The sequence below is a fragment of the Pantoea sp. DY-17 genome, assembly GCF_019795975.1.
GTDB lineage: Bacteria > Pseudomonadota > Gammaproteobacteria > Enterobacterales > Enterobacteriaceae > Pantoea > Pantoea leporis.
This window is the reverse complement of the sequence record NZ_JAIMIG010000002.1, coordinates 32,464-53,565: the sequence shown is the minus strand read 5'-3', so window position 1 is coordinate 53,565 and position 21,102 is coordinate 32,464. Positions and strand designations below refer to the sequence as shown.

Below are 21,102 nucleotides of genomic sequence, written 5' to 3'. Positions count from 1 at the left end.
CACCTCGATAAATATGTCGAATTATTTCGTAATCGAAAACCATGTTCATCGCGCGGTTTGCATGTGGCGCAAATGCGTAAGCACGGCTAATGAAAATCCACGTTAAAGATGCGGTTTTGTCGCTAATTTACCCGGCATTAGCGATTCAAGCCGTTTTTACACCTAGCAGTTATCAGGCCGATAAATGTGTACTGGATCACATTTTAGTGAAATGCGCCCTTTTTGGTCGTTTATCCATAAAATAATTTCGCGCAATGCCGCGTACAAATATCGCAGAAATTTGTGGAATGCTTGGATGAGTATTTTCGAGAAAAGTCGCCATGATTAGCGACCCTACGAACTGTAGGTACATTTTTAACCGTAGCGGTGCTACTATTTGCGCGCTGAATAATGCGAAGAACTCTCGGGAACGCAGTATGTTACGTAAACATCAACTTCATCGGGAAGCCGACGTACTGCTTTCCCTGCTCCACATCTGCAAAATCGTCGTAACTGCCCTATTTCTGCTGCTGTTTATTTCTCGCTCAGCAATTGCTGAAATAAAAGACGATAAAGCCAATCGTATTGTCAGCGGTATTATTAGTTTTACCCATTGGCCGGGTTTAACCGGCGCGCCGCAACTCTGCGTATTTTCCTCCGCGCAACATCTCTCATTGCCACAAAATAGTGTGCCTTCAGCCGTTCCGTTTAGCGTGGTTTATCTCTCCAGCGAAAGTGAACTGGCAACGCAGCATTGCGATGCGGTCTATTTTGGCGATCAGACGCCGCAACAACAGGTTGAACTTTTTAATCACCTCAAAGGTAAGGCGGTATTAACCCTCGCTGAAAACAATGCGGAATGTACCATTGGCGCCGCCTTCTGCCTGATTTTTAAACCCGACCACACGCTGTTCTCAGTCAACCTTGATTCGCTTGCCAGGAGCGGCGTCAAGGTGAGTCCGGACGTACTGTTGCTGTCCCGCAATGGAAGCAAATAAGATGAAAATAGAAAATTCACTAAATGACAAATCATCGATTCGTAACAAGCTGCGCAAGATTAGCACCATTAACTCTGCAGTGATTTTATTGCTGTGCTGGCTGCTACTCTCGTCAACTTCCCTGCTGTTTATTAAAAGCTACGAGAAAAGAAATCTGGAATTAATTGCCGCCACGCTCAGCACCACGCTGACGGCCGCCACGGTATTTGAAGACAGCTACGACGCGCATAATAAAATCGCGCGCCTCGGCAATGAAGGCATGTTCGATTCCGCAAAACTGGTGACTGACGATCACACTGTTTTAGTTGACTGGCATGATCGACAAGAACAGACCGGCTGGTATCCGCGATTATTGCGTGAGTGGATTTATCTTAAACCGCTCAGCGTTAATATTAACCACTCGGAAGCCAATGTCGGTACGCTGACGCTGGAAGGCACCGTTACCGGTGCGGCCGATTTCATCCGTTATTCGCTGATGATTCTGACCAGCGGCATGCTGTGCGTGTTAATCATCTCCTTCCTGCTGAGTGAATTTCTCCATCGCGGCATACTTGCCTCGTTGCGTAATATCACCAGCTCGATCCACTACGTGATCCATTCTGGTGATTTTTCCTTACGTATCCCGGAAAGCCCGACGCGCGAATTTCAGCTGTTTTCCAATGACCTCAACTCGTTGCTGACAGAGATGCAGACGCTGCAGGCTTCTCTGATCCGCGATAATCGCACGCTGGCCGCCAAAGCGCTGGAAGACCCGCTAACCGGCCTCGCCAATCGCGCCGCCTTTGTGGCGCGTTTAACCCAACTGCTCGATCAGCAACTGGCGAAAGAGCGCTTTGTTTTGCTGTTTCTCGATGGCGATCGCTTTAAAAGCATCAATGATAACTGGGGCCATGCCGCCGGTGATGAAGTACTGAAAGCGATTGGTTCGCGCCTTTCCGCATTGGCTTATAAACAGGATTTAGTCGCGCGTTTAGGCGGCGATGAGTTTGCCATGCTGGTGAGCAGCCGCGCCAGCGAGGCGCAATTGCAGTTGCTGATGCAGGATATTAATGAAGCCATCAGCCAGAAAATTGTTATTGCTGAAGGCACTCCGATTTCCACCTCGGTGACCATTGGCTACGCCTGGTCGCAGCACGGCGATACGGTTGAGTCGATTCTGGAACGCGCAGATATGAACATGTACAAAAACAAGGGAAAGAGTAAGGTGCGGAGATGAAGATGAAAATTTTCCTGATGGTGTGTGTGCTGACACTGGTCGGTTGCCAGGCAAAAGGACGTTTCAGTGATGAACAGATCGCGGCGATGCGTAATGCCGGTTTCAGCCAAAATAGCGAAGGTTGGGGATTAGGTTTGTCGGACAAAATTCTGTTTGGCGTCAACGAATCTGAACTCACTCCCGCCAGTAAAAACACCATTCAGACAATGGCGAAAAATCTGGCGACGACCGGCATTAAGCATGTGCGTATTGATGGTCATACCGATAATTACGGCAAAGCGGATTACAACCAGCAGCTGTCGTTGAAAAGAGCCAACGCCGTTGCGACACAATGGGCGCAAGGCGCAGCAATTCCGCGCGAAAATATCGTTACGCGCGGCTTAGGAATGAGCGCGCCGATTGCCAGCAACAATAACCCGCAGGGCCGTGCGCAAAACCGCCGCGTGGCGATTGTGATTACGGCGCCGTGATGATCTGGCGCTCGACTGCATAATCGTACAAACGGTCGCGCGCTAAATTCTTCATCTTCACTTCGCACATAATATCGAAGGCATCAAACGACAGCGCCCAATCATTTAAGCTTTGATTGAAGTAATAATCGGCATGGGCGCGAAGTTTGGTTTTCGACACCGCTAAATCCTGCTGATCCGGAAAACCGTGATCGGGAATCAAACCTTCCTGCGCAATCGAATAGTGCAAAACTGGCCGCACACCGCGCCACGACGCTTTTATCAGCGCGATGCGCGCATCATCAGCCTGAATATAGTGATTCTCTTTTACCCAATGATGGTGAATATCCAGCACTACCGGACACAACTCACGCGCCTGCAACACATCGTCCAGCGAACATGATATTTCATCATTCTCCACCGTCAGCATATTGCGCGCTTCAGGGGTGAGCCGCAGAAACGCGGCGCGGAATCCCTCAAAGCCTTTTTTGCCGTTCATATGGATGTTGATTTTGAAATCCTGAAACTGTCGGCCATAACCCATTAATACCGCACAGGTGGCGTGATACTCCACATCCTCAATCGCGCGATCGACCACGCCGTCATTATCGGAGGCCAGCACCGTATATTGGCCGGGGTGGAATGAAAGCCGAATATTATTAGCGCGCGCCAGCTCGCCGCAGCGGCGCAGTAACGGCGTAAGATCGGGCAATAATTCACCGTACAGCTGAGTCGCTTGCGGCACCGTGTAAAGCGGCAATAGATCGCTGCCGATGCGCATCATGCGCAGCGCGTCGGGCTGCGTGGCCAGCTTTTCAAGCGTGAGAGTGAGATTTTGCAGATTGTTTTGCGCCAGTTGGTTCAGCAGCGTGATGCGTGATTCATCATCGAGGCCGAGAAAGCGCGTGCGGGTGGTGCTTTTGAAGGGATACGGCTGTTTAGCCTGTTGATCCAGATACTTACAAGCAAAGCCTAATTTCATTTCATCCCCCGTTTAATCAGCGTGAAAGTGTAGCTGCGATCGGAGAAAGTGCCAGGTGCGCATCGAGGCGCACCTGGCTGAGATCACACGTCCGGGAAGGTCATATTGCTGCCCGGCGCTTCACGATGCAGGTGGATAAAGTTCAGGTGACGTTCGTACTGATCGAGAATATCGATGATCACCTGCTCTTTGTTATAGTCCATCAAATCATTGCCCTGGCTGCCTTCCAGCAAGAAGGTTTCCAGACGGTAATAGGTCGATTTACCGCTACGTGCGCGATAGGTAAAGCCCGGTACCGAATACTGCTGTGGCCAGATTTGATAAACGAAATCCTGCTCCTCGCCCAGCAACACGCGCAGATCAAGGTGGCCCAGCGGCTGCCCCTCTTCTGGCTCGGCACGCTCCAGCGATACACGTCCACCGCGCAGCTCCAGCTCTTTCGCCACATCCTGCATCGCCGGGAACAGCACCTCTTCCATCATCTTCTGCGTATAGCGCGTGCCCGGATAGTTCATCAGACGCGACAGACGCTTCTTCCAGCTCAGGCGATCGTTACTGGCTGAAATGTACGGCGCAGTGTCGCGGCTGGCGCTGGCGCGGCGGTGATCTTCCACCTTCAGCGATTTATACAGCCCGGCCATCACAAAGAAGATTACAAAGCTAAACGGTAAGCCCATGATCACCGTGGCGTTCTGCAAGGCAGAAATCCCGTTGGTCATCAGCATGCCCATCGTTAGCACACCAATCGCAATCGACCAGAAGATACGCAGCCAGTTCGGTGCATCGCTGTTGATGTCTTTCAGCTTCGAGGTGAAGTTACCCAGCACCAGCGAACCGGAATCCGCCGACGTCACGTAGAACAGCATGCCGGTGATGGTGGCCACCGAAGCACTGAATTTAAACGCCGGATACTGCGCCAGCAGGCTATAGAAGCCGCGTTCGGCATGCGCCATCACTTCCTGCGCAAAGCCGGCATCGCCGTGAATGATTTCATACAGCGCCGCGTTACCAAACACCGACAGCCACAGCAGCGTAAAGGTGAACGGAATAATCAGCGTACCCAACACGAACTCACGAATGGTACGACCGCGCGAAATACGTGCGAGGAACAGACCGACAAACGGCGACCAGGCAACCCACCACGCCCAGAAGAACAGCGTCCAGCTATTCATCCACTCGCGTGGCTGATCGAAAGCAAAAGTATTCAACGTCATGCCCATAAAGCGATTGACGTAATCACCAACGTTTAGCACCAGTGCGTTGAGCAGGAAATCGGTTTTGCCCATAAACAGCACGAACAGAATTAAGCCCAGCGCCAGCGCGACGTTCAGCTCAGAAAGAATACGTATGCCTTTATCCACGCCGGATGTTACTGAGATGGTGGCGATGATCACTGACAGCACAATCAGCGCGGCCTGCGCCGTGAAACCTTCCGGCACATCGAACAGCACGTTGAGGCCGTAGTTCAGCTGCACCACGCCAATCCCCAACGTGGTGGCGATACCAAAGATGGTGCCGATCACCGCGGCGATATCCACCGTGTGACCAATCGGGCCATTAATGCGTTTGCCGAAAATCGGATAGAGCGCCGAACGGATGGTGAGCGGCAGGTTGTAGCGATAGCTGAAGTAGCCGAGCGCGATACCCATTAATGCGTACATCGACCAGCCGGTGACGCCGTAGTGGAACAGCGTCCACACCATCGCCTGACGCGCGGCTTCCATGGTCTGCCCTGCACCTTCTGGCGGCTGCATGTATTGGGTTACCGGCTCGGCAACCGAGAAGAACATCAGGTCAATACCGATGCCGGCGGCAAACAGCATCGCCGACCAGCTCAGTAAGCTGAACTCGGGTTTAGATTGCTCCGGCCCCAGCTTGATGGCGCCGTAGCGCGAACACGCCATATAGATGACGAACACGATGTACAGCGTGGCAGCGAGCATGTAGTACCAGCCAAACGTGGAGGTGACCCAATTAACGGCGGTCAGAAGCCAGCTGGCAGCGAGTTCGCTGTAAAAAATCGTGACAAGTGAAAATGTCAGAATCAGTCCGGCGGAGGTGTAAAACACCACAGGATTGATTCTGTCTTTTTCACTGGCAGGTGGATTAATCATCGATTACCTCTGGTTAATTTCCTGTAGTACGTGCCAAAGAAGCTCGCGGAGATCGCCATTAACGGCATCCCGACGAGGCAAAATGCGGTTTTCGTGGGATGCGCGTGCATACGCATCCGCCGAGTCCCTTCGCTTCCCCGCTTCGTTTTTGTAACAATCCAAGCACAGCATCCTAACAAATTTCTTTTTTATATTGAACGTGCAATCAAAAAAAGTTTTAATAGTGTTCTAAGATTGAAGTGGAGCTGGAGTGTTATGCCAAAGGTGGGAATGCAGCCGATACGTCGTCGGCAACTGATTGATGCGACCCTGAGCACCATCAACGAAGTCGGGATCAACGATGCCACCATTGCGCAGATTGCGCGACGTGCTGGCGTATCGACAGGCATCATTAGCCACTACTTCAAAGACAAGAACGGTCTGCTGGAAGCCACGATGCGTGACGTAACACGTCAGCTACGTGATGCGGTAGCAGCAAGGTTAAAACCGCTGGCAGACGCCACAACGGAAGCGCGCCTGCTGGCGATTGTGGAAGGCAACTTTGATGATTCGCAGGTGCACAGCGCCGCAATGAAAGCCTGGCTGGATTTCTGGGCCAGCAGCATGCATCAGCCACAGTTGGGCCGCTTAGAACGCGTGAGCAGCCGTCGCCTGTTTTCCACATTGGCAGCCGAGTTTCGTCGCGTTATCCCGCGCGAAAAGGCGCGTCTGGCGGCACATGGCCTCGCTTCATTGATTGATGGCCTGTGGCTTCGCGCAGCACTCAGCGGCAAACCGTTCGATTTGGCTATCGCCAGACAGCTCACCACCCAATTCATTCGTCAGCAATTGGCTGACCAGAATCACTGAGGAAGGAGAAATCATGTCCCGATTCACCGAGCAACACCTTTATATTGATGGCGCATTGGTTCCCGCTGCGGCAGGTAAAACATTCCAGACCATCAACCCGGCGAACGGCGAAGTGCTGGCCGACGTGCATGAAGCGGAACGCGCAGATGTTGATCGCGCTGTTGCCGCCGCGAAAAAAGGCCAGAAAATCTGGGCGGCGATGACCGCGATGGAACGTTCGCGCATTCTGCGTCGTGCGGTCGATATTCTGCGTGAGCGCAATGACGAACTGGCCGCGCTGGAAACCCTCGACACCGGCAAACCGCTGAGCGAAACCCAATACGTGGATATCGTCACCGGTGCCGACGTGCTGGAGTACTACGCGGGCTTGATCCCTTCTCTGGAAGGCCAGCAAATTCCGCTGCGCGATACCTCGTTCGTTTATACCCGCCGCGAACCGCTGGGCGTGGTGGCCGGTATCGGCGCGTGGAACTATCCGATTCAGATCGCCCTGTGGAAATCCGCACCAGCATTGGCCGCTGGTAACGCGATGATCTTCAAACCCAGCGAAGTCACGCCGCTGACCGCGCTGAAACTGGCGGAAATCTATAGCGAAGCGGGCGTGCCGAACGGCGTGTTCAATGTGTTGAACGGTCGCGGCGCGGTCACTGGCCAGCTGCTCACCGATCATCCGGGCATCGATAAAGTCTCCTTCACCGGCGGCGTTGCCAGCGGTAAGAAAGTGATGGCCAATGCGGCCGGTTCGACGCTGAAAGATGTCACCATGGAGCTGGGCGGCAAATCCCCACTGATCATCTTTGACGACGCCGATCTCGACCTCGCCGCGGATATCGCGATGATGGCGAACTTCTACAGCTCGGGCCAGGTTTGCACCAACGGCACGCGCGTGTTTATTCCCTCTAATTTGCAAGCGGCGTTTGAAGCCAAAATCGCTGAGCGCGTGGCGCGTATTAAGGCCGGCGATCTCAACCATCCTGATACCAACTTTGGTCCGCTGGTGAGCTTCGCGCATCGCGACAACGTGATGCGCTTTATTGAATCCGGCATCAGCGAAGGTGCGCGCCTGCTGTGCGGCGGTAAACGTCTGAGCGGCGCAGCCTTTGATAACGGCGCGTGGGTGGAACCGACCGTGTTCACCGACTGCCGCGATGAGATGACCATTGTGCGTGAAGAGATCTTCGGGCCAGTGATGTCGATTCTGACTTATGAAAGCGAAGAAGAAGTGGTTCGCCGCGCCAACGCTACCGAATTTGGCCTGGCGGCCGGTGTGGTAACCCAGGATCTTAACCGCGCGCACCGCGTAATTCACCAGATTGAAGCGGGCATTTGCTGGATCAATACCTGGGGCGAATCTGACGCCGCAATGCCGGTGGGCGGTTACAAACATTCGGGTGTGGGCCGTGAAAATGGCCTGATGACGCTGCAAAACTACACGCAAGTGAAATCTGTGCAGCTCGAAATGACCCGTTTTCAGTCCGTATTTTAATTTTGGCTTTTAACCTGAGGAACGACTAATGGAATTTGATTACATCATTATCGGAGCCGGATCCGCAGGGAACGTTTTGGCAACAAGACTGACCGAAGATAGCAGCGTCAATGTGCTGCTTTTAGAAGCGGGCGGCCCAGATTACCGCTTCGACTTCCGCACGCAGATGCCTGCGGCGCTGGCGTTCCCGCTGCAGGGAAAACGCTACAACTGGGCGTATGAAACTGAACCTGAGCCGTACATGAACAACCGCCGCATGGAGTGCGGGCGCGGTAAAGGCTTGGGCGGATCGTCGCTGATCAACGGCATGTGCTACATCCGTGGTAACGCGATGGACCTCGATAACTGGGCCAGGGAGCCTGGTCTGGAAAACTGGAGCTACCTGAACTGCCTGCCCTACTATCGCAAATCAGAAACGCGCGATATCGGTGCCAATGATTATCACGGCGGCGAAGGTCCGGTGAGCATCACCACCTGTAAACCTGGCAATAATCCGCTGTTCGCGGCGATGATTGAAGCCGGCGTGCAGGCAGGTTATCCGCGCACTGATGACCTTAATGGCTATCAGCAGGAAGGTTTCGGGCCAATGGATCGCTTTGTGACGCCGAAAGGTCGCCGCTCCAGCACCGCGCGCGGTTATCTCGATACCGCGAAAACCCGTCCGAACCTGAAAATCGTTACCCATGCGACCACCGACCGCATTCTGTTTGAAGGTAAACGCGCGGTTGGCGTGCAGTATCTGCTGGGTTCTAGCAATACCTCGCACCAGGCGCATGCACGTCGTGAAGTGCTGCTGTGCGCCGGAGCCATCGCCTCGCCGCAGATTCTGCAGCGTTCCGGGGTCGGATCCGCTGAATTGTTGAAACAGTTCGATATCCCGCTGGTGCATGATTTGCCGGGCGTGGGTGAGAACTTGCAGGATCACCTCGAAATGTACCTGCAATATGAGTGCAAAGAGCCAGTTTCGCTCTACCCGGCCTTGAAGTGGTGGAACCAGCCGAAAATCGGTGCGGAGTGGCTGTTTAATGGCACCGGCGTCGGCGCCAGCAACCACTTTGAAGGCGGCGGCTTTATCCGCAGTCGTGAAGAGTTCAGCTGGCCGAATATTCAGTATCACTTCCTGCCGGTGGCGATTAACTACAACGGCTCGAACGCGGTGGAAGCGCACGGCTTCCAATGCCACGTTGGTTCGATGCGCTCACCGAGCCGCGGTCATGTACGCCTGAAATCACGCGATCCGCGTCGTCATCCAGCGATTCTGTTCAACTACATGTCACATGAGCAGGATTGGCAGGAGTTCCGCGATGCGATTCGTATCACGCGCCAGATCATCAACCAGCCGGCGCTTGATAAATATCGCGGTAAAGAGATCAGCCCAGGCCTGGATTGCCAGACCGATGAACAGCTGGATGAGTTTGTGCGAAATCACGGCGAAACGGCTTATCACCCGTGCGGCACCTGTAAAATGGGTAACGACGAGATGTCTGTCGTCGATGGTGAAGGCCGCGTTCATGGCGTTGAAGCCCTGCGCGTGGTAGATGCTTCAATCATGCCGCTGATCATCACCGGTAACCTGAACGCGACGACCATCATGATCGGCGAGAAAATCGCAGATAACATTCGTGGTCGACAGCCGCTGCCGCGCAGCGAAGCGGATTACTTTGTTGCCGGTGATAAACCGGTCCGCGCTGAACCGATGCGTGGTTGAGGTTGATTTGGGGGCGACGTTGGTCGCCCTTTTCTTTGGTGGCTAGCTAGCCCAATCCTGAAGATCCAAATCAACTACCCGAGCGAATTCCCGAGTATTGTCAGGGACTAAAATTGTGCCTGCCACAATGGCATGTCCGGCGATCGCCGCATCATTAGCACCCATCGGAGTACCAGACGCAGCCAAGGACATTGTCACTTTCGTCGTAGCATCTATAGCCGCGCTTCACTGTCACAACGACAACCGCACTGCTGCCAGGCTCACGATTAGGGAAACAATTAATAGTATGTTGTAACTACAAACCTTAACGCTTGTCCCGTCGCATTTGTTCATACATAGCAATGCCCTCTTCATCTTTTCTGCTGATTTATCTGCTTCAATAAGCCTCCAATTTCGTGAGGATCCGCCATGAACCGCCGCCATTTTTTGTCGTATCTCACTCTTTCCGCGCTGACAGTGCGCAGCGGGCTAATCTGGGCTGCTTCTAAACGCGTAACAACCCAAATCTTGCCGCTATGGCCAGATTTACCGCCGGGCGGTGGCGGTCCTGCTGGCGCTTTGGTGATTTCAACCAAAGGTGCGCAGCGTAATATCGTACAGCCCACACTCACCTTATTAACGCCGCCCTCGCCTAATGGTCGCGCGGTATTGATTGCCGCAGGTGGCGGCTATTCGCGCATTGAAATGGGTAAAGAAGCCTGGCCTGCCGCAGCCTGGCTGACGGCGCGCGGATATACCGTTTATGTGCTGAGTTATCGTTTACCGCATGAAGGCTGGAAAGATGGTGCGATAGTTTCTCTGCAGGATGCACAGCGCGCGCTGCGCCTGGTGCGGCAACGGGAAAAATATCTCAGCGTGTTAGGCTTTTCCGCTGGCGGTCATCTGCTCGGTATGGCGGTCACGCGAGCAGATTTTCGATCTTATAGGGCAACCGATGCCCTGGATAACCTGCCCGCCACGGCCGATCGCGCGGCGCTGATCTATCCCATCATCACGCTGGAAGCGCCTTACACCCACACTTCAACCCACAAAATGCTGGTTGGTAACCACGCGCCCGCCAGTGAAAACGCCGCATGGTCAGTGCAGGAGTTTGTCAATCCGCAATCGCCGCCCTTCTTTCTGGTGCAGGCAGAGGACGATCCGATTTCCGATCCGCATAACACGCTGATTATGGCTGACGCCTGTAAGCGTGAGCATGTGCCGGTTGAGATGCATCGCTACAGCAGCGGCGGACATGGATTTGGTATGGGCAGGCCCGGCACGCCGACCATGGCGTGGCCAGAGCACTACGAAAAGTGGTTAAAGAGCTAATCCACCTCAACCGTTTGCTTGCTAATTAATCCCGCCAGCAAGGTCTGCGAACTGGCTACGGCACCAAAAATTCCGCCCTGCATATGGATCATGCTAAGCGCCGCTTCGTGGTGTTTCAGCTCCGTCGCCGCGCAGCAATCTGACAACACCAAACACTCAAAACCGCGATCGTTAGCCTCGCGCAGCGTGGTGTGGACGCAGACATCAGTGGTGATGCCGCTGATGATCAGATTGCGAATACCGCGGCTGCGCAGAATCAGTTCGAGATCGGTAGCGTAAAACGAGCCTTTGCCCGGTTTATCGATGATGACTTCTCCCGGCAATGGCGCCAGTTCCGGGATAATTTCCCAGCCCGGTTCACCGCGCACCAGAATGCGCCCGCACGGACCCGGCGCGCCGATCTCCGCCTGCATGCGTCTGGATCGCCAACGCTTATTCGCAGGCAGATCACTTAAATCCGGCCGATGCCCTTCGCGCGTATGGATGATCGGGAAGCCCAACTCGCGCATCGTTGCCAGCACCTGCTGCAGCGGCTTGATAGGCGCGCGCGTTAAGGCAATATCGTAGCCCATGCTATCGACGTAACCGCCCTTACCGCAGAAATCGGTTTGCATATCGATAACGATCAGTGCGGTATCCTGCGGGCTGCAGCGACCGTCATACGGCCACGAGTAAGGGGTTGAATCAATGGCGTAATCAGGCATTTTTTTCCTCCATCACAGTTACTGTGCTTTCACCTTTTAGTTTCATAATCAGCGTATAGCTGGCGGCAGCAGTCACCAGGCCAATCACCGCTTCACCGAACTGTGGGAAGGCGATGTGCGCAATCACCGCACACAAGCTACCAATCGCCCAGGCGGCAAAGGCGCTGCCGCGCATACGGCGCAATTGGCGCTGTTCGCTGATTTTGGCCATGAAGATCAAATCAACAATCATCACTGCGCCAAACGGCGGCACCACGATGCCGAGCAAACTCAGCCATTCGAGGAAATAGGACCAGACGCCAGCCAGCGCCAGCGCCCCGCCAATCAAGCCAAGGATCACCGTCCACAAACGCATTTTGCTGCTGAACAGATGACTAAAGCCGACCGCGCCGTTATACAGGCAGTGCGTACACACCGAACCGAGATTGATAAACACAAACAGGAAAGCAATCACCGACAGCAGCATGCCGTGCCCCATTAGCATTGGCAAGAAGTTGCCGCCGTTACTCGCCGGATCAACCGCCGCGCCCACCGCCACAATCACCACACCAAACAGATAAGAGATAACGTTCGCCACCGGGAACGCTGAGAACGCGGCAATCACCGCCGATTTACCGTCTTTTGACCAGCGGGTGAAATCTGCTGTCATGGTGCCGGAATCGGCAAAACCGGCCACCACCATGGTGACGGCGGTGCCCATGCTCATCGCGCCGACTGCGCTGCTGCTGCCGGTAAACTGCGTGATGGTGCTGAAATCGTGATCCTTACTGATCAGCCACAGCGCCACCAATCCCAACACCACAAACAGCGGCGCAGCGATCATGCCGAGCACGGATAACGCGCGCACGCCGAGGAAGGTGATGGCGGTATACAGCACCATGGCAAACGCCGTCACCGCCAGCGCATTCCAGCCAAAGGTTTGATTAATCACCGTGCCGGTTAACCCGGTCTGGAAGGCGTACCAACCGATCACCACAGTTGACAGGAAGCCCGAAACCAAAATGTAGCCTTTGGTGCCAAAGGTCCGTTTCGCCTGTAGCGCGAAGTTCATGCCGGTATTACCGGCGAACCAGCTCAGCGCACCCACATAGGCAAATAGCACCAGATTTCCCAGCAGAATGGCAATCAGCGCCGGCCAGAAGCCGAGATGCCAGGTAATGATGCCGCCAAATAGCGCATTGGTGAGGATCATCGGGAAACCAAACCACACCGCCGATACCGAACCCGTCGAGTGGCGATGGCTGAGCGGAACCGGTTCATGCTCGAACTCCTGCTCTAAAGCCGGTGAATTTTTGTTAGTCATGGGCAACTCCGATTGAAACAGGTGTGATGTGATTCCAGGGATGTATGCGCTCGAACGCGGCACTCGCCGCCAGCACCAGGCCATCGTCCAGATGACGACCCACGATTTGCATGCCAATCGGCAATCCGCTGGCGGTAAAGCCCGCAGGAACAGACGCCGCCGGTTGGCCGGTGAAATTGAACGGGAAGCAGAATGAGAGCCAGTGATCGCTGCGCACCATGCGGCCATCGATGATCTCGGGTCCCTGCATATTGAGCGGAAACGGCGGTACCGCCAGCGTCGGCGACAGCAGCAGATCGTAATGCTGCATAAAGCGCCACATCTGATTACACAGCTTTTTGCGTGTGGTATTGGCGTCGGTAAAGGTTTCAGCGCGCCAGTCGCGTTGCAGCATGGCGCTGAGATGCGGTGACATGCGTGCACCCAGTTCAGCTTGCATGTGACGCATGCCGGTGAGATCGCTCTCAAAAGCCACCAGCGCGGCAAAGGTGGCACCTTCATCGGTGATACCGGGATCGACTTCATCCAGTTCAGCGCCGAGCTCACGGGCAAAACGACGCGCGGCTTGCGTGACAATGTCACGCACTTCGGGATCAACGGCGATGTAGCCGAAATCCGCGCTGAAAGCGATGCGCAGACCGCTCAGCGGCTTTTCCAGTGAGGCCAGCCAATCCACGTCGTTGCAGGGAATCGAGTGGCGATCGCGCATATCTGGCCCCGCCATCACCGACATCATCAGCGCGCTGTCGCGCACCGAACGCGTCATCGGGCCGATATGCTCCAGCGACTCCCAACTGGAAACGCCGGGATAACGCTCGTCGCGACAGCCCGGCCATAAGGGTACGCGCCCCATCGACGCTTTCAGGCCAAACACGCCGCAGTGCGCGGCGGGAATTCTTACCGAACCGCCGCCATCGCTGCCCAGCGCAATCGGACACAGGCGCGCCGCCAATGCCGCTCCGGAACCGGCGCTCGATCCGCCCGGCGTTTTAGAGAGATCCCACGGATTACGCGGTGATGGAAACAGTGGATTGTGCCCAACGCCGCTATAGCCAAACTCCGGTGCGGTGGTTTTCCCCAGCAGCACCGCATCGGCCGCCAGCAGGCGCTCAACGGTGATGTCATCTTCTTCCGGGACAAAATCAGCGTAGGCATGCGATCCAGAAGTGGTTTTCACGCCTGCGGTACAAATCAGGTCTTTCACCGCCAGCGGAACGCCCGCCAGCGCCCCCAGCGTTTCGCCGCGCGCGCGTTTTGCATCAACAGCGGCCGCCTGTTGCAGCGCCAGCTTTGGCGTAGCGGTACAAAACGCCTGAATCTGCGGCTCGCGCTGCTCCATGCGATTGATGGCGGCTTGCGTCACTTCCTGCGCCGAAACGTCTCCGCCGCGGATTAACGCTGACAGCGTAGTGGCATCTTCATCCAACAGTGCATCAAACATGCGAATACTCCCGATTTATCACTTATCGGAAACGTTGCAGTTTGCGTGCCAGAAAATTCCATAAACGCGGTCGCTAGCGGCCAGGCCAGATGGGATACGCTCTTGGATACAAGATCGAATACTTATGTTTCTTTACAATGCAGCGGTTTCGATAAGAAGCACGAAAATGGCGCAGCCATGCGCCACAATGGAGAGCGGCTTAATCAGCCGCAGGAATTAACGCATCCACAACCTGTTCGATCACTTCCACCACACGTTTGACGCGCCGCGGGATAAAGCGCGCATCCGGGAATACCGCGTAGAGAAAACGGTCTGGCAGACGATATTGCGGCAAGATGCGCACCAGCGAAGCTGATTTTAATGCCTCCTGCACCAGCGGTAACTGCATGGCGCCGACGCCGATGTCCGCCTGCAGCGCCTGCAACAACCCTTCGCTGCTGTTGGCGCGAAACACGGTATTCACGGTTAGCGCTACGGTTTCCTGGTTGGATATCAGGCGCAGCGGTGCCTGTTTGTCGATACCGCTAAAGCGAACATGCGGATGCGCGGCCAGCTCTGCTAGCGAGGTAATCGGTGTTGCGCGTACCCGCTCAGGCGCAGCAAACAGCGGCGTTTCAATACGCGCCAGTAATCTCGCCGGAAACATCTCCGGCGGCATCTCACTCAGGCGCAACGCGATATCCACGCCTTCACTCACCAGTTCGGCCACACGATCGTCGAGCGCGATGGTCAGATGCAGTTCTGGGTTCGCGCGTTGCAGCGCCAGCAAAGGCGGCAGCAAGCGCTGGCCTAATCCGCTGGGTAATTGGATATGCACGTTTCCTTGCAGCGCTTGCTGCGCCGGGCGCAACTGGCTTTCAACATCCTGCATCGCGGCCAGCAGCGGCTGCATCTGCTGTAAGTATCGCTCGCCCTGCTCAGTCAATTTCATCGCGCGCGTGGTGCGGTGCAACAACACGATGCCGAGTTCCTCCTCCAGCGCCGCGATTTGCTGGCTCACGGCGGATTGCTTCATCCCGCTCAGGCGCGCTGCTGCCGAAAACGATCCGGCTTCCGCCACGCGAATGAAGGTATTGATGGCATTGAGTTTATTATTCATTTAATGATTTTTCTGATAAGTGGCATCTGGATAGTGGGATATCAGCAATAAAAATAATAGATAACACTGTGCCTGTCTTGTTCACAGGAGAATCATCATGTCGCAAACACATCACGTCGCGCTGGTCGCGGGCGCAACCGGCATTGTCGGTAGTGAGTTGGTAAAAACACTGCGTCAGCAGGATTGGCAGGTGATCGGCCTGACGCGCCAGCCTGCAATCTCAACGCACGATATCCCTTTCATCCATGTCGATCTGCTGGATGCGCAGCACAGTGCACAGGCGCTGGCCCCGCTTAATCAGGTCACGCATATTTTCTACAGCGCCTGGCTGAATGCTGCCAACTGGCGTGAAATGGTCGAACCCAACGTGATGATGCTGCGCAATCTAGTGGTTAACATCGATAAAATCGCGCCGTTGCGCAGCGTCAGTTTGATGCAGGGATACAAAGTTTATGGCGCGCATCTGGGACCGTTCAAAACGCCCGCGCGCGAAAGCGATCCCGGCGTCGCGGGAGCCGAATTCAATGCGCAACAGCTGCGTTGGCTAAGTGACTTTCAGCGCGGTAAAAGCTGGCACTGGCACGCCTTGCGTCCCGGTGTGGTCGGCAGCGCGGTACCCGGTAATGCCATGAACCTGGCGCTGAGCATCGCGCTCTACGCATCTCTGTGTAAATCTCAGGGCTTACCGCTACGTTTTCCCGGTTCATCGCACGCCTGGCACAGCATGGTCGATCATACCGATGCGGGATTACTCGCGCAGGCCACGCTGTGGGCGGCCAATGCGCCTGGCGCGCGCAATCAAGCTTTCAACGTTAACAACGGCGATTTATGGCGCTGGAGTGAGCTGTGGCCTGCGATTGCCCGGTGGTTTGAACTGGAAAGCGCGCCGGCGGTGAATCTGTCGTTTTCTCAGCTGTTTCAGGATTACCGCGCGCTATGGCAAACCATCGCTATAGAACATCAGCTGATAGAGCCAGATATCTTGCAGCTGAATGATGGGCAGTTTGCCGATTTTGTCTTTGGCTGGAATTACGACATGTTTGGTGACGGCAGTAAAATACGGCGCGCGGGTTTTAACGGCTATCAGGCAACGGATGAGATGTTCTTTGCTCTGTTTGCGCAGTTACGCGCAGCACGCATTATCCCTTAACGCTAACAGGGAAGCCTGTGCTTCCCTGTTATTACTTCATTAATGCAGAATGGTTTTGGAGAAAACCTGAATTACCACAATGCCTAACCCGATTAACATCAAGCCCGCCATTGCAGCGAAATCTAGTTTCTGGTTGTAGAAAAAATAAGACATGACCGACACCAAAAATATACCCATTCCGGCCCAGATAGAATAAGCAATGCCGACATTCATCTGTTTAACCACTTGAGATAATCCATAAAATGAAATGGCATAACCTATTACCACAACTACGCTGGGAATAAGGCGTGAGAATCCTTGCGAGGCCTTCATCATGGTTGTGGCAATCGTCTCAGCGACGATGGATATCGCCAGTATCACGTAAACATTATTCATAAAGCCCTCTTAAATGCCCGAGAGTAAATACGCGTTATAGAGTAGCTGTTAGAGGTTGTTTTTCCAACGGATTAAATCGCGCTTCAGTAACGTCAGACCAATCGCCACCACCATAATATCCTTAAAAATAAACGAATCGAGTCCGCCTAACTGCGGTAACAGACTTAAGGTAACTAACCCGGTAAGTATCAACAATCCAGCGCCGATCATACCTAACAGTGGACATTTAAAGCCTACGATGAGCAGAATAACCGTCGTCATCTCTACTACGCCCAGGAAATAGCTGCTGCCATGGAGACCGAGGAAGTAGGGAAATATACTCAGCCATGTTTTTATAAATATGGGTTCCAGCGCCTGAACTTCGAATTCAAACCACTTCGCCATACCAAAACCAGAAAATAATAATCACCGATAATCGCAATACCATCAGTTCTTTGCTCGCGTGGAAATAGACCACTCGTGAAATTCAGACTTGATTAGCTGTTGTCAAAATAAACTCTTCAGTGATTTATGCAGCCAGCTCAATAAGAAATGAGCTGGCATAAAGTCATGGTTCATGATCTCGATTACATCTCAACGCTGTCGTAATAGGTAGCGGGCGCTGACACATCTGCTGCGTCACGGGCCTTCCTCGCGCCGCCGGTCCGTCAGGCAGACGAGCGAAGTGAAGGTACCGCGCAAGCGGCGCGAGGACCGCCGGACCAAAAGTGACTTCGGCCTGCTCACTCGCGCTGGCTTAACTGACAAACATGAGGCCATGCATTGTGATGTTAAAAACAGCCATATCTCCGCTTACTTAATCGCTATATACTCCGGTGCATATCGAATTCAGGAGCTTTTATGCATACCTCTTTTAAGCGGATTATTCTGGCGGGATTACTCACTTTCACCTCGTTTCATAGCTATGCCAGCCGCATCGTCACCGATCAAATTGGCCGTCAGGTGGAGATTCCGGACAAGATTGATCGCGTGGTGGTGCTGCAGCACCAAACTCTGAACCTGCTGGTGCAGCTCAACGCCACCGATAAAATCGTCGGGATTTTGGCGAACTGGAAACAGCAGTTAGGTGAGGGTTATGCGCAATTAGTGCCGGAACTGACGCACAAAGCGATGCTCGGTGATTTGACGCATGTCGATCTCGAAAAGCTGGTGGCACTGCATCCGCAGGTGGTGTTTGTCACCAACTATGCGCCGAAAGAGATGATCGACCAGATTTCTGCCCTGGGCATTCCGGTGCTGGCGATCTCACTGCGTCACGATGACGCCGGTCAGCAAGGCAAAATCAATCCCAGTATGCAGAATGAAGATCAGGCTTACGATCTCGGCATTAAGGAAGGCATCACGCTAATTGGCAATGTGGTTAACAAGCCAAAACAGGCGCAGGAACTGATTGATGCCGCCTTTACCGGACGCAAAATCATCAGCGATCGTTTAAAAAATATGTCTGAACAGCAGCGCGTGCGTGCCTATATGGCGAATCCCGACCTCACCACTTACGGCTCGGGCAAATATACTGGCTTGATGATGGCGCATGCGGGCGCATTCAATGTCGCGGCCGCGACCGTGCAGGGTTTCAAACAGGTCAGCATGGAACAGGTAGTGGCGTGGAATCCGCAAGTGATTTTCGTGCAGGATCGCTATCCCAACGTGGTGCAGGAGATTCAGCAGGATGCGCGCTGGCAAACCATTGACGCTGTGAAAAATCATCGGGTGTGGCTGATGCCGGAATACGCCAAAGCGTGGGGCTATCCGATGCCAGAAGCGATTGGCCTCGGAGAGCTGTGGATGGCGAAAAAGCTCTACCCGGAAAAATTCCGCGACATCAATATGCAACAACAAGCCGATCGCTGGTATCAGCGCTTCTACCGGACGCACTATCATGACCACGCTGAAGATTCTGGCGGCCGGTAGTTTGCGCGGCGTATGGCCGGATTTAGTGGTGGCATTTAGCGCGCTTTCCGGCCTCAAAGTCACCACCGATTTCGGACCGGCGGGCCTGCTGCGCCAGCGCATCGAAGCAGGTGAACCCTGCGACTTTTTTGCTTCCGCCAATCGACGGCATCCTAAAGCGCTGTTGCTGTCGGGACGCGCAGCAGAAGTAGGATTGTTTGCCGCTAATATGCTGTGCCTGACAGTGAAGCGTGACAATGTCACGCAAGCGGATGATTGGTTATCGTTGCTATGCCGGGATGATTTGCGCTTAGCGACCTCAACGCCGCTCTGCGATCCTTCGGGCGATTACACCTGGCAACTGTTTGATAACATTGAGCAACGCCATCCCGGATTAGGGATGATGCTGAAAGCCAAAGCGCGTACTTTGGTCGGCGGTCCAGATAGTTTGGTGATGCCTGCTGGTAAGCTGGCGGCACAATGGTTAATTGAGCAGCAACACGCTGACATGTTCATTGGTTACGCCAGCTATGCGCCGCGTTTGCGGCGCTGCCCGCAGCTACAGGTGATAAACATCCCCGCGCCCTTCAACATTCATGCCGAATACGGCTGGGCGTGCTGCTCAACTGCCGCGCAGCCTTTTGCAACTTTTCTCTCATCCGCAGCAGCGCAAACGATTCTGCAGCAGCACGGTTTTATGCCGTTTACGGATCGGTAGCCGAACGCTTATTACCAGGTTGCTGCTGCAGCCAACTCGCCGCCCTTTTATAGCGACTCAAGCGCTCTGCCGGTGCCAAAACCTGGCGCAGCAGCAGGCAATAATCCATCACCAATCCCGGCGTCCAGGTCATGCCTTCCGCGCGACTGCGCACCAGGCTCAACAGCCAGAAGTCAGGATTGAACAGCACCCATAAACCCTGCAAACCGCGCTCGCCCAATAGACCTTCGGTGGCGACATCCAGCGCCTGAATCACGCTGGTGGAACAGTTACGTGAGGTCAGGTTATAGCGCGTGTCGCTGGCGTTGCTGAGCCAGAAATTACGCAGCGCCTGCTGATTGTAGTGAGGCAGCGTCAGGCGTTTGTCGGGCCGACACCACGCTTTGATCTCTTTCTCCAGTGAAGGCAGGAAACAACCTTCTACATCAAACTCCTCTTTCGCCCGCAACGTTTTCAGGAAGCCACGAAAATCGCGAGAAACGTCATCCGCAGGATAGAGGCTGATGTAAATCTCTTCGCCCATCTCCAGCGAAGTATGGCCGGTAGAGACTTCGCCGCGATGGTCAATCGCTGCCACCCAGCGATCAAACCACGGACGACGCCCCACCACATCGCCGGAACCCACCGGCGTCCAGATGTAGACGTTAAGTGGCGTGCTCACCGCATGCTGACTCATCGGCGGATGCACATAGCCTAATCCGTGCGGCGCACGCAGACCGGCACGCGTAAATATTGGCAATGCGGTGACGCTGGTGTTAGCGGGCAAGGCGTGGATTTGTGCCGTCATCACCAACAGATTGATGCCCCAACCCAACAGCAACAACGCAAAACACAGCGGCACAATCATATGCGGTGATAGCGGCCAGTTGGTGGCAATCAGCACGCTGAACACCAACTCGCTACAGCCGAGCGTTAATTTGCGCGTCCAGCGCCGACAGCGCATCAGGCAACATGAGATGACGCGGAAACCGCCATCGAGTAAAAACACCGTGGCGAATGCCAGTGAAAGGCAAACGCCGCTGTCGTGAGGAGCGAGAAACACCAGCGCGCCAAAGATCAGCAATACCGTTGATTTCAGCAGTGTCGGCCAGGCGATACCGGCAGGTGCGTAAAATGCATTTAACGCTTCCGCTCCGCCCTCTAATGCCAAAAACATGCCTAAAAGCTGCAAGGGAAAGGAGACCGTTCCATGTTGCAGCAGATCCATCACGATCCCGGCACTGGCCCCCAGACAAATCACACCTAACGCGGCGAGATAAGGCCAGCCGGATCTGAGTGCCGGCCCACCCATCAGCAGAAACAGTAATCGCAACAAATGAACACTCCAGCG

Annotated in this window: 19 protein-coding genes; 10 read left to right on the top strand and 9 right to left on the bottom strand. The window is 54.5% G+C overall.

The annotated features are described in order from the left end of the window. The first annotated feature begins 416 nt into the window (after window positions 1–416). From K5Y33_RS10700 to K5Y33_RS10690, 3 genes are read left to right on the top strand one after another with little or no spacing between them, the layout of a single operon-like run. Window positions 417–977: a YfiR family protein gene (locus tag K5Y33_RS10700; RefSeq protein ID WP_101761558.1), complete on the top strand. Its 561-nt coding sequence runs from the start codon at window positions 417–419 to the stop codon at window positions 975–977. 1 nt (window position 978) lies between these two features. Further along, complete coding sequence (locus K5Y33_RS10695; RefSeq protein ID WP_137387329.1) at window positions 979–2,193, top strand: diguanylate cyclase domain-containing protein; 1,215 nt, start codon at window positions 979–981, stop codon at window positions 2,191–2,193. Continuing rightward, complete coding sequence (locus K5Y33_RS10690) at window positions 2,190–2,663, top strand: OmpA family protein (RefSeq protein ID WP_217548312.1); 474 nt, start codon at window positions 2,190–2,192, stop codon at window positions 2,661–2,663. The genes K5Y33_RS10695 and K5Y33_RS10690 overlap by 4 nt, the downstream gene beginning before the upstream one ends. On the opposite strand, the gene K5Y33_RS10685 is transcribed toward K5Y33_RS10690, so the two are convergent. Together K5Y33_RS10685 and K5Y33_RS10680 are read right to left on the bottom strand one after the other, a co-directional pair. Next, complete coding sequence (locus K5Y33_RS10685) at window positions 2,650–3,624, bottom strand: UV damage endonuclease UvsE (RefSeq protein ID WP_222233902.1); 975 nt, start codon at window positions 3,622–3,624, stop codon at window positions 2,650–2,652. The genes K5Y33_RS10690 and K5Y33_RS10685 overlap by 14 nt on opposite strands. 83 nt (window positions 3,625–3,707) lie before the next feature. Further along, complete coding sequence (locus K5Y33_RS10680; RefSeq protein WP_101761562.1) at window positions 3,708–5,738, bottom strand: choline transporter; 2,031 nt, start codon at window positions 5,736–5,738, stop codon at window positions 3,708–3,710. A gap of 255 nt (window positions 5,739–5,993) precedes the next feature. Between K5Y33_RS10680 and betI the strand changes: the two genes are divergently transcribed. The 4 genes from betI (at window position 5,994) to K5Y33_RS10660 (ending at window position 11,092) form a co-directional block, all read left to right on the top strand. Then, a complete protein-coding gene (betI, locus tag K5Y33_RS10675; RefSeq protein WP_101761563.1) occupies window positions 5,994–6,587 on the top strand; it encodes a transcriptional regulator BetI in 594 nt (197 codons plus the stop codon). A 13-nt stretch (window positions 6,588–6,600) separates the two neighbouring features. Beyond that, entirely contained in the window at window positions 6,601–8,073 is a 1,473-nt protein-coding gene (gene betB / locus K5Y33_RS10670) for a betaine-aldehyde dehydrogenase (protein WP_222233901.1), read from the top strand. A gap of 28 nt (window positions 8,074–8,101) precedes the next feature. Beyond that, window positions 8,102–9,781: a choline dehydrogenase gene (gene betA / locus K5Y33_RS10665; protein WP_101761565.1), complete on the top strand. Its 1,680-nt coding sequence runs from the start codon at window positions 8,102–8,104 to the stop codon at window positions 9,779–9,781. Window positions 9,782–10,189: 408 nt separating this feature from the next. Then, window positions 10,190–11,092, top strand: a complete 903-nt coding sequence (locus tag K5Y33_RS10660; protein WP_222233900.1) for an alpha/beta hydrolase — start codon at window positions 10,190–10,192, stop codon at window positions 11,090–11,092. Here the strand turns inward: K5Y33_RS10660 and K5Y33_RS10655 are convergent. The 4 genes from K5Y33_RS10655 to K5Y33_RS10640 form a co-directional block, all read right to left on the bottom strand. Beyond that, a complete protein-coding gene (locus tag K5Y33_RS10655; protein ID WP_101761567.1) occupies window positions 11,089–11,796 on the bottom strand; it encodes a cysteine hydrolase family protein in 708 nt (235 codons plus the stop codon). The two genes, K5Y33_RS10660 and K5Y33_RS10655, sit on opposite strands and share 4 nt — an antisense overlap. Beyond that, complete coding sequence (locus tag K5Y33_RS10650; RefSeq protein WP_222233899.1) at window positions 11,789–13,099, bottom strand: cytosine permease; 1,311 nt, start codon at window positions 13,097–13,099, stop codon at window positions 11,789–11,791. Before K5Y33_RS10650 ends, K5Y33_RS10655 begins: the two co-directional genes overlap by 8 nt. After that, entirely contained in the window at window positions 13,092–14,540 is a 1,449-nt protein-coding gene (locus tag K5Y33_RS10645; protein WP_222233898.1) for an amidase, read from the bottom strand. The genes K5Y33_RS10650 and K5Y33_RS10645 overlap by 8 nt, the downstream gene beginning before the upstream one ends. Before the next feature lie 199 nt (window positions 14,541–14,739). After that, a complete protein-coding gene (locus tag K5Y33_RS10640) occupies window positions 14,740–15,639 on the bottom strand; it encodes a LysR family transcriptional regulator (protein WP_222233897.1) in 900 nt (299 codons plus the stop codon). 97 nt (window positions 15,640–15,736) lie between these two features. Between K5Y33_RS10640 and K5Y33_RS10635 the strand changes: the two genes are divergently transcribed. Further along, window positions 15,737–16,789, top strand: coding sequence for an SDR family oxidoreductase (locus K5Y33_RS10635; RefSeq protein ID WP_222233896.1), 1,053 nt, complete (start codon window positions 15,737–15,739; stop codon window positions 16,787–16,789). 39 nt (window positions 16,790–16,828) lie between these two features. On the opposite strand, the gene K5Y33_RS10630 is transcribed toward K5Y33_RS10635, so the two are convergent. Continuing rightward, window positions 16,829–17,164, bottom strand: coding sequence for a multidrug efflux SMR transporter (locus tag K5Y33_RS10630; RefSeq protein ID WP_008106908.1), 336 nt, complete (start codon window positions 17,162–17,164; stop codon window positions 16,829–16,831). Window positions 17,165–17,212: 48 nt separating this feature from the next. Continuing rightward, on the bottom strand, window positions 17,213–17,548 hold the full coding sequence (locus K5Y33_RS10625) for a DUF417 family protein (protein WP_370634112.1): 336 nt from the start codon (window positions 17,546–17,548) through the stop codon (window positions 17,213–17,215). A gap of 456 nt (window positions 17,549–18,004) precedes the next feature. Here K5Y33_RS10625 and K5Y33_RS10620 point away from each other — a divergent pair, with 456 nt between their 5' ends. Beyond that, window positions 18,005–19,075 carry an ABC transporter substrate-binding protein gene (locus tag K5Y33_RS10620; protein ID WP_222233895.1) on the top strand — a complete coding sequence of 357 codons (1,071 nt, stop codon included), beginning with the start codon at window positions 18,005–18,007 and terminating at the stop codon, window positions 19,073–19,075. Continuing rightward, window positions 19,044–19,772, top strand: a complete 729-nt coding sequence (locus tag K5Y33_RS10615) for a molybdate ABC transporter substrate-binding protein (RefSeq protein WP_222233894.1) — start codon at window positions 19,044–19,046, stop codon at window positions 19,770–19,772. The genes K5Y33_RS10620 and K5Y33_RS10615 overlap by 32 nt, the downstream gene beginning before the upstream one ends. Here the strand turns inward: K5Y33_RS10615 and K5Y33_RS10610 are convergent. Beyond that, entirely contained in the window at window positions 19,759–21,084 is a 1,326-nt protein-coding gene (locus tag K5Y33_RS10610; RefSeq protein ID WP_255610293.1) for an HdeD family acid-resistance protein, read from the bottom strand. The genes K5Y33_RS10615 and K5Y33_RS10610 overlap by 14 nt on opposite strands. Window positions 21,085–21,102: the final 18 nt, after the last annotated feature.